Annotated in this window: 14 protein-coding genes; 8 read left to right on the top strand and 6 right to left on the bottom strand. The window is 52.8% G+C overall.

What is annotated here, in order from left to right; genetic code table 11:
* Positions 1–95: 95 nt before the first annotated feature.
* Positions 96–1,286, bottom strand: coding sequence for a glycoside hydrolase family 5 protein (locus IAE30_RS03225; protein WP_370585450.1), 1,191 nt, complete (start codon positions 1,284–1,286; stop codon positions 96–98).
* A 370-nt stretch (positions 1,287–1,656) separates the two neighbouring features.
* Here IAE30_RS03225 and IAE30_RS03220 point away from each other — a divergent pair, with 370 nt between their 5' ends.
* From IAE30_RS03220 to IAE30_RS03210, 3 genes are all read left to right on the top strand, one after another.
* A complete protein-coding gene (locus IAE30_RS03220) occupies positions 1,657–3,792 on the top strand; it encodes a TonB-dependent siderophore receptor (RefSeq protein WP_200678388.1) in 2,136 nt (711 codons plus the stop codon).
* Between the two features lie 214 nt (positions 3,793–4,006).
* Positions 4,007–4,930, top strand: a complete 924-nt coding sequence (gene iolE, locus IAE30_RS03215; RefSeq protein ID WP_200678205.1) for a myo-inosose-2 dehydratase — start codon at positions 4,007–4,009, stop codon at positions 4,928–4,930.
* A gap of 10 nt (positions 4,931–4,940) precedes the next feature.
* Positions 4,941–6,122 carry a Gfo/Idh/MocA family protein gene (locus IAE30_RS03210; protein ID WP_200678207.1) on the top strand — a complete coding sequence of 394 codons (1,182 nt, stop codon included), beginning with the start codon at positions 4,941–4,943 and terminating at the stop codon, positions 6,120–6,122.
* Here the strand turns inward: IAE30_RS03210 and IAE30_RS03205 are convergent.
* The 3 genes from IAE30_RS03205 to IAE30_RS03195 all read right to left on the bottom strand — a co-directional run bounded on the left by IAE30_RS03205 (position 6,119) and on the right by IAE30_RS03195 (position 8,222).
* The gene (locus tag IAE30_RS03205) at positions 6,119–7,033 is read right to left on the bottom strand and encodes an alpha/beta fold hydrolase (RefSeq protein WP_200678209.1); all 915 of its coding nucleotides are present in this window, start codon (positions 7,031–7,033) and stop codon (positions 6,119–6,121) included. The genes IAE30_RS03210 and IAE30_RS03205 overlap by 4 nt on opposite strands.
* 216 nt (positions 7,034–7,249) lie before the next feature.
* Positions 7,250–7,693 carry a GNAT family N-acetyltransferase gene (locus IAE30_RS03200; RefSeq protein WP_234472656.1) on the bottom strand — a complete coding sequence of 148 codons (444 nt, stop codon included), beginning with the start codon at positions 7,691–7,693 and terminating at the stop codon, positions 7,250–7,252.
* Complete coding sequence (locus tag IAE30_RS03195; RefSeq protein WP_200678211.1) at positions 7,677–8,222, bottom strand: GNAT family N-acetyltransferase; 546 nt, start codon at positions 8,220–8,222, stop codon at positions 7,677–7,679. Before IAE30_RS03195 ends, IAE30_RS03200 begins: the two co-directional genes overlap by 17 nt.
* Before the next feature lie 118 nt (positions 8,223–8,340).
* On the opposite strand from IAE30_RS03195, the gene IAE30_RS03190 reads away from it, so the two are divergent.
* Positions 8,341–9,255 (top strand): DMT family transporter, encoded by a 915-nt coding sequence (locus IAE30_RS03190; protein WP_200678213.1) that lies wholly within the window; start codon positions 8,341–8,343, stop codon positions 9,253–9,255.
* 5 nt (positions 9,256–9,260) lie between these two features.
* Here IAE30_RS03190 and IAE30_RS03185 read toward each other — a convergent pair whose 3' ends face one another.
* On the bottom strand, positions 9,261–10,148 hold the full coding sequence (locus tag IAE30_RS03185) for a MurR/RpiR family transcriptional regulator (protein WP_200678215.1): 888 nt from the start codon (positions 10,146–10,148) through the stop codon (positions 9,261–9,263).
* Between the two features lie 417 nt (positions 10,149–10,565).
* On the opposite strand from IAE30_RS03185, the gene IAE30_RS03180 reads away from it, so the two are divergent.
* The 4 genes from IAE30_RS03180 to IAE30_RS03165 all read left to right on the top strand — a co-directional run bounded on the left by IAE30_RS03180 (position 10,566) and on the right by IAE30_RS03165 (position 15,416).
* Positions 10,566–12,695 (top strand): TonB-dependent siderophore receptor, encoded by a 2,130-nt coding sequence (locus IAE30_RS03180; protein WP_200678217.1) that lies wholly within the window; start codon positions 10,566–10,568, stop codon positions 12,693–12,695.
* A 49-nt stretch (positions 12,696–12,744) separates the two neighbouring features.
* Positions 12,745–13,845, top strand: coding sequence for an ABC transporter substrate-binding protein (locus IAE30_RS03175; RefSeq protein WP_200678220.1), 1,101 nt, complete (start codon positions 12,745–12,747; stop codon positions 13,843–13,845).
* Between the two features lie 237 nt (positions 13,846–14,082).
* On the top strand, positions 14,083–14,253 hold the full coding sequence (locus tag IAE30_RS03170; protein ID WP_072050596.1) for a general stress protein: 171 nt from the start codon (positions 14,083–14,085) through the stop codon (positions 14,251–14,253).
* 269 nt (positions 14,254–14,522) lie between these two features.
* Positions 14,523–15,416, top strand: coding sequence for an SDR family oxidoreductase (locus IAE30_RS03165; protein WP_200678221.1), 894 nt, complete (start codon positions 14,523–14,525; stop codon positions 15,414–15,416).
* Between the two features lie 43 nt (positions 15,417–15,459).
* On the opposite strand, the gene IAE30_RS03160 is transcribed toward IAE30_RS03165, so the two are convergent.
* The gene (locus tag IAE30_RS03160; RefSeq protein WP_200537809.1) at positions 15,460–16,332 is read right to left on the bottom strand and encodes a DMT family transporter; all 873 of its coding nucleotides are present in this window, start codon (positions 16,330–16,332) and stop codon (positions 15,460–15,462) included.
* Positions 16,333–16,506 lie beyond the last annotated feature (174 nt).

Raw genomic sequence — 16,506 nt, 5'->3', positions numbered from 1 at the left:
GATGGCGCGGTGTCAGGTAAGGTATTCAGATTTAGTCAGGTATTCAACGGCCTGCTTTTGCAGCGGCTATCGACCATTTTCTTCTTAACAAGACATTATCGTTCTAAGCGTTTGCGGATAGGCTCAAACTCTTTAGTCGCATGGCGTGGAATGGTATCGGGTAGATTCTGCTCCACAGCCTGCCAATATTGCCACGGCGCTTTCTTGTCACCCAATTCGTAATCCATGCCATCCCAACTGTCTTCCCGGAAGCTGTAGAACGCCCAATGCGCCTGCTGCTGATCCAGCACCTTCAACACATCCTCCAGATATTGTGTGCACCCTGGTAAGCTGCGGACACAACCGAACTCCCCAACCACCATTTGATGGCGGGCCACACCGTGCGATTTCGCCCACTCAAACGGTAGCGCTAAATATTCTGCTACGCGTTGTGCATCCCACTGTTGCTGCGATCCCGCAAACGGCACTTTGCCCGGATAAGGCCAGGGCGTTTTCCGTTTGGCGTTTGGTGCACTGGTGGCGGAATAAGGCTCATACATGTGCACGCTATATAACACACGTTTATCTTCAAGCGGCTGCGGCCAATACGTGAAGGCATCGGCGGCAGCGTACCAGCCACTGTCGACCATCACCGGCGTCTGTGGATCAACTTCGCGAATCGCCGTAATCACGGTTCGGTAAAAACTCGGTAAATCGCGTGCGGTGCCCTTCTGCTGCAGATACCAGCTTTTCATGGTCACGGCAGGCGCATGTTCGTCCAGACCGCCCATTTTCTCCGGCGCGGGTTCATTAATGATGTTGTATGCCGCCACTGCAGGGTGGTCTTTCAATGCGGCCGCAAGATCGCGCCAATAACGGGCACTTTGCTGCCAGAAAGCCTTGTCTTGCCACAGCCGGTCGTCAAACTGTCCGCCGTTATTTTGTGACCAGCGCATGCCGGGTAAGGAAAGCGGCGTAATCACCACTTTCAACCCTGCTGCCTCAGCGTGATCCAGCACATTTCTCAAGGTTGCGACATCTTCCGCCACTAATCCCTGGTAGCGATCCGCACTGCCCAGCAGGAAATCACGTTGTCTGGTCGGCCATTTATCCCACGAGAGCCGCACCCAAGAGGCACCATAAGTGTGGAGAGCGTTAAAATAAGCGGTATTGGGTGGAATGCGATTGAAGCTGTTGCCGCCATGTTGAGGTTGCAGCCAGAAATCCATTTTATCGGCGGCTCTGGCAACAGGAATAGTGAACAAAATCAGCAGCAGGAATGTAAAGGTTTGTATGATATGGCGCACACTTTCTCCTTGATTGATGAGAGTCCCAGGCACCCTTTTTGGTGCAGGCTCGAAATTAAACAGATTCCCATGTAGTTACTGTGCGTTATCACTAATTTTAGTCTGCTGATTTGCAACGAATTGATGACAATTTGATGAACGCTTTTTCTCCGCAAAGTTTTTAAGCGCAAACTTCACTCTGACTTTACGTTTCTTCACGCTTACCCGCATTTAGCACCAATCATGGAGAAATAAAGGAGACGCTTCATTAGCACATATACAATGATAAGCATTCTCATTATCATGCGCATTTGCTTACATATGTTAATACTTCAGGGAGAAGATTTAAGTGAATGTAACTTTGTATGTCAGGAAGCGCCCGCTAGCATTGATGGTGGCAGCCCTACTCACTTCACCTGCTTATGCCGCAGAACCTACGGAAAAACTGGCTGACGATGAATCGATGATCGTCACTGCGGAACAGGGTTTGAAGCAGCAACCTGGCGTTTCCACCATTACCGCTGAAGACATCAAGAAAAGCCCGCCGGTTAACGACCTCTCCGACATCATCCGCAAAATGCCCGGCGTCAATCTGACCGGCAACGGCGCCAGCGGCAGCCGTGGCAATAACCGCCAGATTGATATTCGCGGCATGGGCCCGGAAAACACCTTAATCATGATCGATGGCGTGCCGGTGAGTTCACGTAACTCAGTGCGTTACAGCTGGCGTGGCGAGCGTGACTCGCGTGGTGATACCAACTGGGTGCCAGCGGAGATGGTTGAACGTATTGAAGTGATTCGCGGCCCAGCCGCCGCGCGTTACGGTTCCGGTGCGGCTGGCGGCGTGGTGAACATCATCACTAAGCGTCCGACCAATGACTGGCATGGATCGCTGTCACTGTTCACCAATCAGCCTGAAAACAGCAAAGAGGGTGACACGCGTCGCGCCAACTTTAATCTGAGTGGCCCACTGGCTGGCGATGCGTTAACCATGCGTCTGTATGGCAATATCAACCGCACCGATGCGGATGCGTTTGACATCAACACGGCTGAAAATGGTTCCTACGCGGCGGGCCGTGAAGGCGTGCGTAATAAAGATATCAATGGCGTGCTGTCATGGAAAATCACGCCTTTGCAGGTTGTTGATTTCTCTTATGGCTACAGCCGTCAGGGCAACATCTACGCCGGTGACACCCAGAACAGCAACAGTAATGCCAGCACCGGCGGGTTGGTGGAATCACTTTATGGTGATGAAACCAACCGCCTTTATCGCCAAAGTTATGGCATTACGCACAACGGCATCTGGGATTGGGGCACCTCGAAAGTCAACTTCAATTACGAGAAGACCAATAATACGCGCCTTAAGGAGGGTACCGCGGGCCGTACTGAAGGGATGATTAACACCGATGAGTATGCCACCAGCCGACTGGAGAGCTACCGCGCCGGCGGTGAAGTCAGCTTCCCGTTGCAACTGTTGGTGGACCAGACCGTCACCCTCGGAGCGGAATGGAACCGTGATGAGCTGAACGATCCGGCTTCGATGCTCACACAAACCGCCAACGGCGTGACGCTGCCTGGCAGTTCTGGCGATCCGTCTCAGCGCAGCAGCAAAAACGACGCGACCATCAGTTCGCTCTTCTTTGAAGACAATATCGCCGCGACGGATAGCACCGAGGTGATTCCTGGGCTGCGCTTCGATTATCACGATCAGTTCGGTGCAAACTGGAGTCCAAGCCTTAACATTTCTCAGGGCCTGGGTGACAATTTCACGCTGAAAGCCGGTATCGCGCGCGTATTTAAAGCACCCAACCTGTATCAATCAACGCCGGGTTACCTGCTTTCTACACGCGGCAACGGTTGCCCAATCGGTCTGACGCAATGCTATCTGCTGGGCAATGACGATCTGGATCCGGAAACCAGCGTTAACAAAGAGATTGGCATTGAATTCAGCAATGAAGGTTATGTGGCGGGTATCACCTATTTCCGTAACGATTACAAAAACAAAATCGTCGCGGGCAGCGATCCTGTCTATTCTGAAGCGGGCTACAACGTGCTGCGCTGGGAAAACGGCGGCAAGGCGATTGTGGAAGGATTGGAAGGTAACCTGACTATCCCATTAGTGGCCGATACGCTGGAATGGCGTACCAACGCGACCTATATGTTCCGCTCGGAAAGTAAAGACACCGGTAATCCGCTCTCCATCATTCCAGAGTTCACCATTAACTCACAGCTGGAGTGGCAGGCAACACAGGATCTGAGTGCCAACGTCAACTGGACGCAGTATGGTCGCCAGAAACCGCGCCAGTTTGCGGAGACCAACACGGATGTCACCAACATGACCACGAAAGAAATCAAGCCCTATTCTGTGGTCGGCCTTAACCTGAATTACGACATCACTAAAAATCTTCGCGCTAATGCGGGTATCAACAACCTGTTTGATAAACGTATCTACCGCGAAGCGACCGGTGCTGTGACCTATAACGAACCGGGTCGCGCCTATTACGCTGGCGTGACCATGTCGTTCTAAATGTAGCTGGGCGGCTGAGTCGCCGCCCACTTCAGTATGATCCTGCTTTACCGCCCTATCCCTCTGTTTACTCACCCTTTTTCCTGACCAGAAAACAGCATTATTTTTTGACGCTTTACCTTCAGAAATTGAAGGTTTTACCTCAAATAACCCCTCGCTGCCCCTCCTCGCATCCGGTAATTTCTTCGCTATCTCCCCTACAGGATCAAAGCAAATGATAAAAGATGCGTTTTACCGCGCTGGGCACCCCGCACCGCAACTCGGCGTCAGCCCTCTCTCCTGGGTCAATGAAGTTCTGCAATACCTTGGCGCAGGTACCTCGGCCGAACACTGTTTGAAGGAAGCGAAACAGGCCGGATTTCAGGGCGTCGAGCTGAGTCGCATATTCCCGCGCGAACCGGGCGCATTGAAGCAGTTGTTGGCACAACATCAACTGCAACTGGTGTCGGGCTGGCATGACGGATTTCTCACCGAACGCAGCGTTGAGCAGGAACTGGATGCGGTGCACAACCATGCCGCCCTGCTGCAGGAAAATGGTGCCAACGTGATGGTGTACGGCGAATGCGGCTGGATGGCTGACAACGCGCTGGATGTGCCACTGAGCACCCGACGTTTGTTGCCGGAGAGTCAGGTCGCCGACTATGCCGATCGCCTTTCCCGCTTTGCCGAAGCCCTGTTTGATCGATACGGTTTACGCCTCGCCTATCACCACCATCTCATGATGGTGGCCGAAACGCTGCCAGAAATTCGTGCGCTGTTTAGTGCCTGTTCGCCCGCCGTTGGCCTGTTACTGGATACCGGCCACGCCACCGCTGCCGGATTCTCCTATACGCAACTCATTGATGAATTCGCCGACCGCATTTGCCACATCCATCTGAAGGATGTGCGGCTGGATCGCCTGCAACAGGTGCGGGCTACCGGTATGACCTTCAACGAAGCGGTGCTTGCGGGGATGTTTACCGTGCCGGGCGACGGCGGCATCGACTATCGCCCGTTGGCAGAGTTTATCGCTCGCAGCGGCTATCAGGGTTGGATGGTGGTGGAAGCCGAGCAGGATCCGGCGAAAGCGCCCCCGTTAGAGACCGTTACCCGCGCACAACGTTTTGTTGCCCAACATATTTTACCTGCAAATGCTTAAGGAGCCGCTGATGGCTGGAAAAACACTGAATGTCGGCCTGATAGGTTCAGGCTTTATGGGCCAGGCGCACGCTGATGCATGGCGTCGTGCAGGCTTACTTTATCGCAACCTGGCGCTACAGCCGGTTTTGCATACGCTGACGGATGTGACACCTGCGCTGGCCGAGGAAGCAGCACGACGTTACGGCTTCCAGCACAGCACGGCGGACTGGCAGTCGCTGGTCAACCATCCTGAAATCGATATTGTTGATATCACCACGCCTAACAGCATGCATTTTGACATGGCACTCGCCGCCATTCGCGCCGGCAAACATGTCTACTGTGAAAAGCCCCTCACCGTTTCGTTGCAGGAGGCACAAATCCTGACGCAAGAAGCTGAGCGCGCTGGCGTGAAAACCATCATGGCGTTCAATAACATCAAAACCCCAGCGGCGCAGTTGGCGAAGCAGATGATCGACCGCGGTGACATTGGTACACCGACCCGCTTCCGTGGCTGGTTCGATCAGGGGTTCTTCAACGATCCCGAACTGCCATGGAGCTGGCGTTGCTCGCGCGAACAGGCCGGTTCTGGCTCGCTTGGTGACTTAGGCTCACACGTGGTGAGTGTGGCGCAATATTTGATGGGACCGATCAAGAGCGTGGTAGGTCAGGAGCAGTTATTCATTGAAACGCGCCCTGCGGCGGGTGGTGGCTCAGGCTATGGCGCACAAGCGGATAAGCAGGCGGCGCGTTTAAAAGTGGAAAACGACGATCAATTTCAGGCGCTGGTCACGTTCGAGAATCGCGCCGGTGGCGTGATTGAATCTTCGCGCATTTCCGCAGGTAAAGTGTTTGGCATTGCCTGGGAAATCTCGGGCACTGAAGGCACCATCATCATGGACGGAGAGCGTTTTAACGAGCTGAAGATTGCACGTTATGGTGATGCCAGGCACGATCGTGGTTTCAAAACTATTTATGCCGGTTCTCAGGTCGAGCAATTTGGTGGCTTCTTTGGCTTCGATTTCGCAGGCGGTGGCCTGGGATATTTCGATGTGAAAGTCATCGAAATATACGACCTGATTAAAGGCCTCAGCAGCGAAGCCGGTTGTTTCCCGGACTTCCGCTTTGGCCTGGAGAATCAGCAAATCATTGAAGCGATGGTGCGCTCCTCTGCCAGTGGTCAACGTGTGGAGATCGCCAGTCTGCGCAACTAACTAAAAAACTCGCGCAGTGCTTCAGCCAGCGCCTGCGGTTGCTCGTCCGGGATGAAGTGACCGCAGTGCGCGATTTTGATGCCTGAAACCTCAGCCGCAAACTCCTGAAGCGGAATCGCCACATCGGGGATCGAACCCTGATCGGCGCTGATAGCCAGTAACGGCACCCTTAGCTTGCCGTTATCACGTAACAACGCACGGTTTTGTTCGGCAGAGACGCTCACTTCGCGATAGGCCGCCATGCCTGCGCGCAATGCCCCGTTTTGTTGCAGCAAGCGCGTATATTCCGCCATATCCTCCGCGTCAAAAACCATTGGGCTGACGGCTTTGCGTTTCAGGAACCACTCCAGATAGATCTCTTCGCGCCCGGCAATTAAGGCTTCAGGCAGGTCCGGCAGCAGATGGAAACCAAAATGCCAGGTTTTCCAGGCCTTATCAGGCGTGGCGGGCAGCGCATCGGGTAAGGTCACGCCAGGAATGCCCGCATCGAGCAGTGCCAGTTTTTTTATCTGATTGGCATAACGCAGGGCAAACGGCCAGGCGACCCATGCGCCAACATCATGTGCCGCAAGATAGTAGTGATGGATGTTCAGTTGCTGCAGCAGGCCCTGTACTTTTTCTGCCAGAGAAGTGGTGTCATAGCCGCTATTAGGCTTGTCAGAGTCCCCCTGACCGGGGAGATCGGGCGCGATAATGGCGTAACGATCACCAAGCAGAGCCATCACCTTGCGCCACGCAAACCAGCTTTGCGGGAACCCGGCTAACAGCACCAGGCTTTCACCTTGTGGGTTGCCGCCGCTGACGTAGTGGATGCGAACACCGTCTACCGTGGCGTAATGATGGGAAAACCCAGGCAGATTGGCGACAGGTTGTGACCAGCGCGATGTTATTTTTAATTCTGAGGCCTTCATCGGTGACTCCTAAAATGGAAATGATTACTTCCTAATTGGTTAAAATTTTAGTCGGATAGGTCTAAAACATCATCGTTCCTGGACTGGCATGGTTGGCCGCGTTCTCGTGTCGAGATTAGAGTTTGCGGTAAGGGAATTACCATTTAGGAAATGATCGATTCCCAAATGGTACAGGATGGGGTTAAGGATTGGCAAGGGTGCTAATGAGATCCCGAATTAGGGCGCAATACGATACTGAATAAAATCCGTCTTCGCCGCGACCTGATCGTACAGCGCTCGTGCGCGGTAATTATTCTCACGCGTCATCCAATACACTTTCGAGCAGTTCAACGCCTCAGCGGCAGCATTCACCGCTGCGATTAACGCGCGACCCGTGCCTTGTTTACGCCCGTCAGGGCTGACGAACAGATCCTGCAGGTAACAATAGTCACCCATGGTCCAGGTGCTGCGATGGCAGATAAAATGCACTAGCCCGGTCAATTTGCCCTGCTCCTCCGCCACCAGGCAATGCATCGGCTCGCCCTCCGCAACCAATCGTTGAAATGTCGTATTGGTGACTTCTTCTGTGACCTCACTGACATAGAAGTCGAGATAGCCTAACCACAGCGATTTCCACTGTGCGTAATCATCTGCCGTGAGTTTACTAATCTTCAGTTCCATTTCTTTCTCTCCATTGTTGGCGCGTGATGTTGAACATTAAACTGGCGGGTGGATCCTGCGGATTAAACACCCTTTCGAGGAAAGTCATCCCGACCTTTTCCAGTACTCGGCGCGATGCAGTGTGATTCTCGCGCACCACACCGACGATTTCTCTCAGCTTTAGGTCTTCAAAACCGTGGCGGATGGCACGATGCGCGAGTTCTGTCGCATAGCCTTTTCCCCAGGCATCCGGCTCAAAACGGTAACCCAGGTTGTTAGTTCTGCGCCCGTTGAATTCGCTGACAAATACGCCCCCGAAACCAATCACATGCTGAGGATCGCTTTTTTCCATAATGGCCCAATCATCGAATCCATGAATGGCGCGATCTTTGATTCTGCGTAATAACACTTCTCGCGCATGATCAAGGTTTGGATAAGGCCCGCGCGGGTTAAATTGATGTGTTCGCGCATCGCCATAGATGCGAAAAAGCGCCTGCAGATCCGTGCGTTCAACCGGTCGATACAGCAGCCTTTCAGACTCCCAATGCATTCATTCCCTCGCCGTTTTTTGTAATGCAGCGAAGTAACATAGCACCGCGACATCGCTTTGAGTGTTAAGAATTTTTGCTATGATGTCAGCCCATCTTTCTAATGATTAAATCTGAACCATGCGAACATCGGACTCGTTGCGACTATTACTGCTGGCGGCTATCTGGGGAGCCAGTTTTCTTTTTATGCGTATTGCCGTTCCCGCGCTGGGTGCGGTGAATACGGCTTTTTTGCGCGTGTTATGTGGCGCATTAGGTTTAATCATCGTGATGGCGGTGCTACGCATTCCGCGCCGCTTCGAAGGCAAACTTGGCTGGGCAATGTTGCTGGGTGTGATTAACTCTGGATTACCTTTCCTGATGTATTGCCTCGCCGCTCGCGTGCTGCCCGCAGGTTATTCCGCGATACTCAACGCCACCGCGCCGTTGATGGGCGTCGTGATAGGCGCCGCATTCTTTAATGAACAACTGACCGTAAGTAAAGTGCTGGGCATGGTGGCCGGTTTTGTCGGCATTTTGTTGATCAGTACCACTGGTGAAGGGGTGCTCTCACACGCGCTGGTGCTCGGCATCGCGGCATGTCTGGTCGCCACCACCTGCTACGGTTTTGCCGGCTTTCTCGCTAAGCGCTGGATTGGTTCGCGCGGCGGGCTTGATGCCACCAAAGTCGCGTTCGGCAGCCAGCTGGGCGCCTCTCTGTTCCTGCTGCCTTTCTTTGCCTTCAGCGCGCCGCAAACGCCTGCGGCGAACTGGCACATCCCTGAAGTCTGGGCCTGCATCCTGGCCGTCGGCTTTATTTGCACCGCGCTGGCTTACATCATCTACTTCCGTTTGCTGGCCGATATTGGTCCGCTGCGCACCCTCACCGTCACCTTCCTGATCCCGCCTTTTGGTATCCTGTGGGGCTGGTTAGTGCTGGACGAACAGATCTATCAGGGCTTTATCGGCGGTGCATTGCTGATTGTGCTGGCGGTGTGGCTTGTCACGCGCAGCGGAATGGTCAAAGCCGCCACGCCGCGTACCTCTGACAATTAATTACGCTATTTTTTGCCGGTGGGCTTCAGTGAGCGATTGAGATCCTGAATGCGTTTCATGGTTTTTACCGTGCGCGATGACGTTGCTGAAGCCACCGACAAAATCAACATCTCAAGACACACCAGCACGGTGCCATGCAATGGCATACGACCATTCTCCCCACCGCGCGGCACATTGATAATCACATCCGCTTCTTTGGCAAAGGCAGAATCTAAGGCATTGGTCAGCAAAATTACCGGCATCCCCAGTCGCTTCGCCTCTTTCAGGGTGGTCAGCCCTTCTTTATGAGCAGATTTCTGCGCCATCATGATCAGCACATCACCACGCTGTAAGGTGATCAACTGTTCGGCGAGGGCAATGCCCGAACGATTGAGCGTGACGGCAGGAATGCCAATACGCGTGAACAGGCGAGCACTGTAATCCGCCAGAATTCCTGAAGCATTAATGCCAAACAGCGCAACCTGTCGCGCGTCGATCAGCATCGCGACAGCCTGCGCGACCGCTTGCCGGTTGTGGGGTTCCGAGAGGGCATCGCAGGCGCGTTTATGGCCGCCCAACACGAAATCGATGCCCGAATTGATGTCACACGACAGTTCGCTGACGGTGGCGCTCATCTTCTCTTCTGAATTCATCGCCGGGCCAAACCAGGCTTTCAGCGTGGTTTTCAAATCACGCAAACCGGCAAATCCCAATGCCTGAATGGCACGCACCACGGTGGCATCTGAGGTGTGAGTCACATCCGCTATTTCCATTGCGGTGGCATCTAATATTGCCTCACGATTATCGTGGATATATCGCGCGACGGATTGAAGGCTGGACGATAATGACGGGGCGCGTGCGCGATAGCGTTCACCTAATACATCAACCCGATTTTTAATTTTATTTACGGCCATCTTTTTACCTGTTTGTCATCAGGGCGTGATTCCGTCCCCCATTTAGGCACTGCATTGTAGTGATATTTCCTGTTTAATCCAGCTCTCTGAGAGTTAGCGCGCCTCTAGGGTGGGTCGTTAAACCACAATAAGACATCAAATCATGTGTCTGTTTTTAATCTATTTACTAGAAATAATCCTCAAAAGAAAATGGCGATCATGGACTGCATTCATGCTGTAGTATCCACGTCATTATTTCCATTTACTACTACATTTTTTCATGTTTGAATGATTCTCAATAACATCACGCCATCTCAGTTTAGGTCGCATGATCCACAGGGAATGCTTATTTCATGCATTTTTCTCTGCTGGAAAAATTTAATCCTAGCTTCGTTTCATGGACGAGATTAATTCCGCACCAACACCAGGTTTATTTAAATGAATAACAACAAAAATTTCGCTTTTAAAACCACATGTCATCCGGCCATTATCGCCGCAATATACGGCGTCAGCGTTCTCACTGCCGCAGGCAGTCTGGCAGCGGAAAGCAACAATACCCTCACGGTTTCGGCGCAGGAAAGTAGCCCACAAGGCTACAACGCCACCAGCAGCTCCGTTGCCAGCAAAACCGCCACGCCGCGTCTGAACGAAGCGCAATCGGTGAGCGTGGTGACTCAGCAACAGCTTGAAGACTATCAAGCCGCCAGTCTCGCTGATGCGATGCGCTTTGTCAGTGGGGTCACGGAGGGCAATACCCTGGCAGGCACCGAAGATGGTTTTGTGCGTCGTGGATTTGGCAGCAACTCCGATGGTTCGATCTATCGTGACGGCATTCGCAGCAGCCAGGGATTAAATTTTGATGCCACCACCGAACGTGTCGAAGTGCTGAAAGGCTCGGCTTCCCTGCTTTACGGTATCCAGAATCCGGGCGGGGTGATTAACGTTGTCAGCAAAAAACCGCAATATGACTGGCACACCAAAATCAGTGGCCGTTCCTCCAGCGAAGGTGGCGGCGCCGGAACCGTCGATGTCACCGACCCGCTGGGCAACGGCTTTGCCTTTCGCCTGATTGCCGAAAAGCAGAATCAGGATTACTGGCGCAATTTTGGCAGCGAAAAGCATACGCTGATTGCGCCTTCGTTACAGTGGTACGGCGAAAACGCCAGCTTCCTCGTGAGCTATGAAGATTATCAATACGATATTCCGTACGATCGCGGCACCGCCTTTATCAATGGTAAGCCGCTGGATATTGGCTACAAGGATCGTCTCGACGACAAGGCCAACCACGCCTGGGGCCACAATAAAACCCTTAATGCGCATTATGACTGGCAGTTCAATGATGACTGGAGCACGCGCGTCACTATTGGCTGGAATCAGCGCCAATACGACAACAACGAAGTACGCGTTACCGCCATCAATCCCACCACCGGTGTCGTCACGCGTCGGGCAGATGCTAACCGCGGCTTTAACCACAAAACTAAATACGTTTCATGGGATCTGCTCGGTTCGCAACAGCTGTTGGGTATGACGCACGATGTGGTGATCGGGACTGACTATGAAATGAACCAGACTTATCGTGCGCATCAGTATCAGGGAAAATCGAATACCGGGTTTAACTTTACCGATCCGCAATACGACATCCTGTCGCCGGTCACCAATAGCACCACGGAAAACACCGCCAACGCCAATAATTTGAATCGCATTCATAGCCGTTCGGTTTACGCTAAAGACAGTATCTCACTGACAGAACAGTGGATTGCCGTGCTTGGCGGGCGCTATCAGCATTACGAGCAGCGCGCGTCTAAAGGCTTTGATCCGGTGGTGGAAACACTGAACAGCGAAGGCAATAAATTCCTGCCGCAGGCGGGCCTGATTTATAAAATCACCCCGGATGTCTCGCTTTACACCAGCGTCAGCAAATCCTTTACCCCCTCCACCGATGTGGACGATGACGGCAATGTCGGTAAACCTGAACAGGGCACGACCTGGGAAGTCGGCAGTAAATGGCAGATATCGCCCAAGCTGTTTGCCAGTGTCGCGCTTTACCGCATAGATGAACGTGACATGTCACTCAGCATTAACGGTACAACGCGTGCGATTGATAAAGCGCGTTCCAGCGGCGCAGAGTTTGAGCTGAACGGCGAAGTGCTGCCGGGCTGGGATCTCAGCGCTAACTACAGTTACGATAAGGCTGAAATCGTCGATGATGGCGTAAATTCTGCTAACAATGGCAATCGGCTGCAAAATGCACCGCGTCATTCGGGCGCACTCTATCTCAGCCACAGTCTCAGTATTAACGGCATTCCCGGTGATTCCCGCGTCGGTGGCGGTGCGCGCTATGTCGGCTCGCGAGCCGGCGATCCTGAGAACAGCTTCACGATGCCGGATTACGTGGTGGCGGATAGCTTTATCGCCTGGAACAATCGGCTGTTTGGTGAAAAGACACAGCTTAAGCTAAATCTGAACAACCTGTTCAATAAACACTATTACACCTCCAGCGGCGGCAATCTGCGCGTGCGTGAAGGGGAAACCCGTAACCTGATGGTCGAGGCCAGCGTTGAGTTCTGATTCTGTTGTTAAAGCGGGCGCCCGGCGCGCCCGTTCCCTTTGGGGGCCAATGCTGATTGTTCTGGCCTGCTTCTTACTGGTACTCAGCAGCGCCGCGCTGGCAAAAACCGTCACGGATATTGACGGAAATCAGGTAGATATCCCTGACCATCCGCAGCGCATTGTCTTGGGCGAAAGCCGCATGCTGTATACGCTGGCGCTGCTGGAGCCGGGCAATCCCTTTCAGCATATCGTTGCCTGGCCTCAGGATTTGAAAAAGTACGATAGCCAGACGTGGAACAGTTTTGCGCGCCAGTTTCCGCAAATGTTAAACATCCCTTCCCTCGGTTCAGGTGGCCCGAATGCCATCAATCCTGAGCAGATCCTGGCGCTCAAACCGGATGTGGTGATCCTGCCGAGCCTGGCGCGCTACGATGATGCCGATCTGCGCCTGGTGAGCATGCTGAAAGCCGCCCATATTCCGGTGGTGAAAATCGATCTGCGCGTGCATCTTCTGAAGAATACCCGTCGCAGCGTTGAGATCTTTGGCGAGGTGCTGAATCAGCAAGCACGCGCGCAGGCCTTTAACCGTTTTTATGACGCACATATGCAGGTGATTCGTGATCGGCTGGCCAGTTATCACGGCGCGAAGCCTTCGGTATTGTTGCAGTTGCACCTCGGCCGCCGGAATGAATGTTGTGTCACCGCCGTCAAAGGTAGCCTTGGCGAACTGTTAAACGCCGCGGGCGGTGACAATATCGCGGCTAAAACGCAGCACGGGGTGTTTGGTCGCTTAAGTGAAGAAATGGTGATCGCGGCACAGCCGGATGACTATTTTGCCACTGGATTTGGCGATAACGAGGCGCAGGGATTGCTCAAGCTCGGGCCCGAAGTGTCGCTGCCTGCGGTGCAAAATAGCTTTGCCCGACTGACTGCGCAGCAAAACGGTTTGCGCGAGTTAGCTGCATTGCGCAACGGCCACTCCGCGGTCATCTGGATGAATTTTTACCTCAGCCCCTGGCACATCGCGGCAACGGAATTTATGGCAAAAACGCTCTATCCGCAGCTGTTCGCAGATATCGAACCCGAGCAAACCTTGAAGCAAATCTTCCATGATTTCCTGCCTATTCCTTACAGCGGAACCTATTTCGCCCGGATGCCTGCGCAATAAACGCTCTTACTGATAATCGAAGCGCTAATTGCGCTTCGATTATTTATATATAATATTAAACCTCGCAATTCATCTGCTTAAGAAAATAAAAATCGCATCTGTCGATTCAAAATTAAAATACGCTGCCGCCGCGCTTGTTAATATCCCCAGTGGCGCTAACCTTAATTTTGCAGTCTGGACATAACGTGTGATGTTACCCACGATTATGTAATCGCAATGCATGAATGAGGGCATTTTATGGCCGAGCATAGAGGCGGTTCAGGAAACTTCGCAGATGACAAACAAAAAGCATCTGACGCGGGTAAAAAAGGTGGACAAAGCAGTAGCGGCGGGAATTTTAAAGACAACCCCGAGAAAGCTTCCGAAGCCGGTAAAAAAGGCGGGAAAAGCAGTAACAAAGGATCTTAATCCGCATCGGGCGTGCTAGTCGCCCCACCGACAAGGATGCCGGGATGTTCCACTGGCAAAAGAATAAGTGCAACGGCGATATATGATTGACGTCTTGCGCTTATTCTGGTCTTCGCTCCCCATTGCAAATACTCCTTTTACTCATATCGCTACAGCAACAATAACGCTTCGCTTAACCCACGAAATTTCAATTGGTCATTTTTTGACGTGACATATATCACATTTATGCCAAGCTTATTTTATCTATAGCGAAGAACATGGAGATTACGATGAGTTCATTTACTAACAAAACGTTGCTTACCCATCAATATCCAACCCCTCCTTTTAAAAAACAATTGCAGGATTTTCCTGGGCTGGCCGCCAAAATCGAACCGCGTCCGGATCATGGTGAAACCAGCTATCGTGGCACCGGTCGTTTAACCGGTCGTAAAGCGCTGATCACCGGCGGCGATTCTGGGATTGGCCGTGCGGTGGCCATTGCTTATGCGCGTGAAGGTGCCGACGTGGCGATAAATTATCTGCCCGACGAAGAACAGGACGCGGCGGAGGTGATCAAACTGATTGAAGCGGAAGGTCGTAAGGCGATTGCCATTCCGGGTGATATCCGTTCCGAATCCTTTTGCCAGCAACTGGTGAAGGAAGCGGCGACGAAACTGGACGGTCTGGATATTTTGGTCAACAACGCCGGTCGCCAGCAGTTCAATGAATCGATTCGCACCCTTTCAACGGAAGATTTTGATGCGACGTTTAAGACTAACGTTTATGCCATGTTTTGGATAACCAAGGCGGCGCTGGCGTATCTACCGGCCGGATCATCGATTATCAACACGTCGTCAGTGCAGGCGTATGATCCTAGCGCAATCCTGCTGGATTATGCCCAGACCAAAGCGTCGATTGTGGCCTTTACTAAAGCCTTAGCGAAACAGTTAGGTAAAGATCAAATCCGCGTAAATGCCGTGGCCCCCGGCCCGTACTGGACTGCGCTACAGGTGTGTGGCGGCCAACCGCAGGAAAAAGTGGAGAAATTTGGCGCTACTGCGCCACTGGGTCGCCCCGGTCAGCCCGCTGAAATTGCGCCGCTCTACGTGACGTTTGCGGAAACGACGAATAGCTTCACGTCGGGACAGGTTTGGTGTTCTGATGGGGGCACCGGCACGGTTTAACCCCAATGAACGGCGCATCAAGATTGATGCGCCCTACTCGATCTTAGCCCGAAGTTTTCAGGCGCGGCGCGCGGAATACCAGCATGATGCCAAGCAGAATAGCCAACATTCCCACCATCCCCGACCACGGCAACGCATTACCTAACAGCAGGTAATCCAGCACCGCTGTAATGATCGGGACCAAATAAAACAAACTGGTCACGTTAACGATGCTTCCCGCACTCAGCAGTCGGTAAAGCAGCAACTGCGCCACCACTGAGATCATCACGCCGAGAAACAGCACGGAGATCCAGAAGTGCAACGTAAAATCGATATGGAAAGCTTTGATCGGCAGTAACAACGCGCACAGCGCAAGGCTCACCGCATATTGTAACGGCAGTATCTGTGCGGGATGCTGTGACACTTTTTTCTGCATGATGGCACCAAATGTCATACACAGCAGTGCACCCAACGCGAAGACAATGCCACTCAACGGCAATTGTGATGCTGACAGACTGCGCCATACCAGTAGAACCAATCCCGCTAAGGCGATCATGAGTCCCGGTAATCGCATGCCCTGCATGCGCCGTTCCACAATACAGAGGGTCAGGATCGGTTGTATGCCCATAATGGTGGCAATCAAACCGGGCGTCACACCCTCGGCCATCGCCTGGAAGTAACACACCGAATAGGCACCAATCAACATGAGTCCGGTGAACATCACCGTTTTTCGGCTGCCTGCATCGGGTAACCATCGACGTCGAAATAGACCCACCAGCAATAATGCAGCCAGCGCAACACTGAAGCGCACAATCAATAGCGCGATGGGTGAGGCATTGTCCAAACCAAGGCGTGAGAAGATGGCCGCACTGCCCCACAGCAGCACGAAGCCCGACGTCGCCGCTTGCGACGTCAAAGACGAAGAACGCATGAAAATGCTCCTAAAACAAACGTTGTAAATTTAAGCGTGAAAGAATGTCGGTTCTTAGCGAACCACAACGCGTGCAGGAGGCGGTGGAGGACAGCAGATCGCATACAGGCCATGTTCGTATGACGGGGAAAGTGCGGCTGAAAGTGTCATTTACGCAGGCCTGTAATCAAAATAGGGAGT

The sequence above is a fragment of the Pantoea sp. S61 genome (genome assembly GCF_016625145.1).
In the GTDB taxonomy this organism is placed as follows: domain Bacteria; phylum Pseudomonadota; class Gammaproteobacteria; order Enterobacterales; family Enterobacteriaceae; genus Pantoea; species Pantoea rwandensis_B.
The sequence above is the reverse complement of the archived record's forward strand: the minus strand, read 5'-3'. Positions and strand labels throughout refer to the sequence as shown.

What these genes read in the sequence shown, in the direction of transcription:
- IAE30_RS03170 (WP_072050596.1), top strand. Translation starts at nt 14,083, where the DNA reads ATGGCCGAGCATAGAGGCGGTTCAGGAAACTTCGCAGATGACAAACAA.
- IAE30_RS03210 (WP_200678207.1), top strand. Translation starts at nt 4,941, where the DNA reads ATGGCTGGAAAAACACTGAATGTCGGCCTGATAGGTTCAGGCTTTATG.
- iolE (WP_200678205.1), top strand. Translation starts at nt 4,007, where the DNA reads ATGATAAAAGATGCGTTTTACCGCGCTGGGCACCCCGCACCGCAACTC.
- IAE30_RS03200 (WP_234472656.1), bottom strand. Translation starts at nt 7,693, where the DNA reads ATGGAACTGAAGATTAGTAAACTCACGGCAGATGATTACGCACAGTGG.
- IAE30_RS03185 (WP_200678215.1), bottom strand. Translation starts at nt 10,148, where the DNA reads ATGGCCGTAAATAAAATTAAAAATCGGGTTGATGTATTAGGTGAACGC.
- IAE30_RS03165 (WP_200678221.1), top strand. Translation starts at nt 14,523, where the DNA reads ATGAGTTCATTTACTAACAAAACGTTGCTTACCCATCAATATCCAACC.
- IAE30_RS03205 (WP_200678209.1), bottom strand. Translation starts at nt 7,033, where the DNA reads ATGAAGGCCTCAGAATTAAAAATAACATCGCGCTGGTCACAACCTGTC.
- IAE30_RS03180 (WP_200678217.1), top strand. Translation starts at nt 10,566, where the DNA reads ATGAATAACAACAAAAATTTCGCTTTTAAAACCACATGTCATCCGGCC.
- IAE30_RS03175 (WP_200678220.1), top strand. Translation starts at nt 12,745, where the DNA reads ATGCTGATTGTTCTGGCCTGCTTCTTACTGGTACTCAGCAGCGCCGCG.
- IAE30_RS03190 (WP_200678213.1), top strand. Translation starts at nt 8,341, where the DNA reads ATGCGAACATCGGACTCGTTGCGACTATTACTGCTGGCGGCTATCTGG.
- IAE30_RS03195 (WP_200678211.1), bottom strand. Translation starts at nt 8,222, where the DNA reads ATGCATTGGGAGTCTGAAAGGCTGCTGTATCGACCGGTTGAACGCACG.
- IAE30_RS03220 (WP_200678388.1), top strand. Translation starts at nt 1,657, where the DNA reads ATGGTGGCAGCCCTACTCACTTCACCTGCTTATGCCGCAGAACCTACG.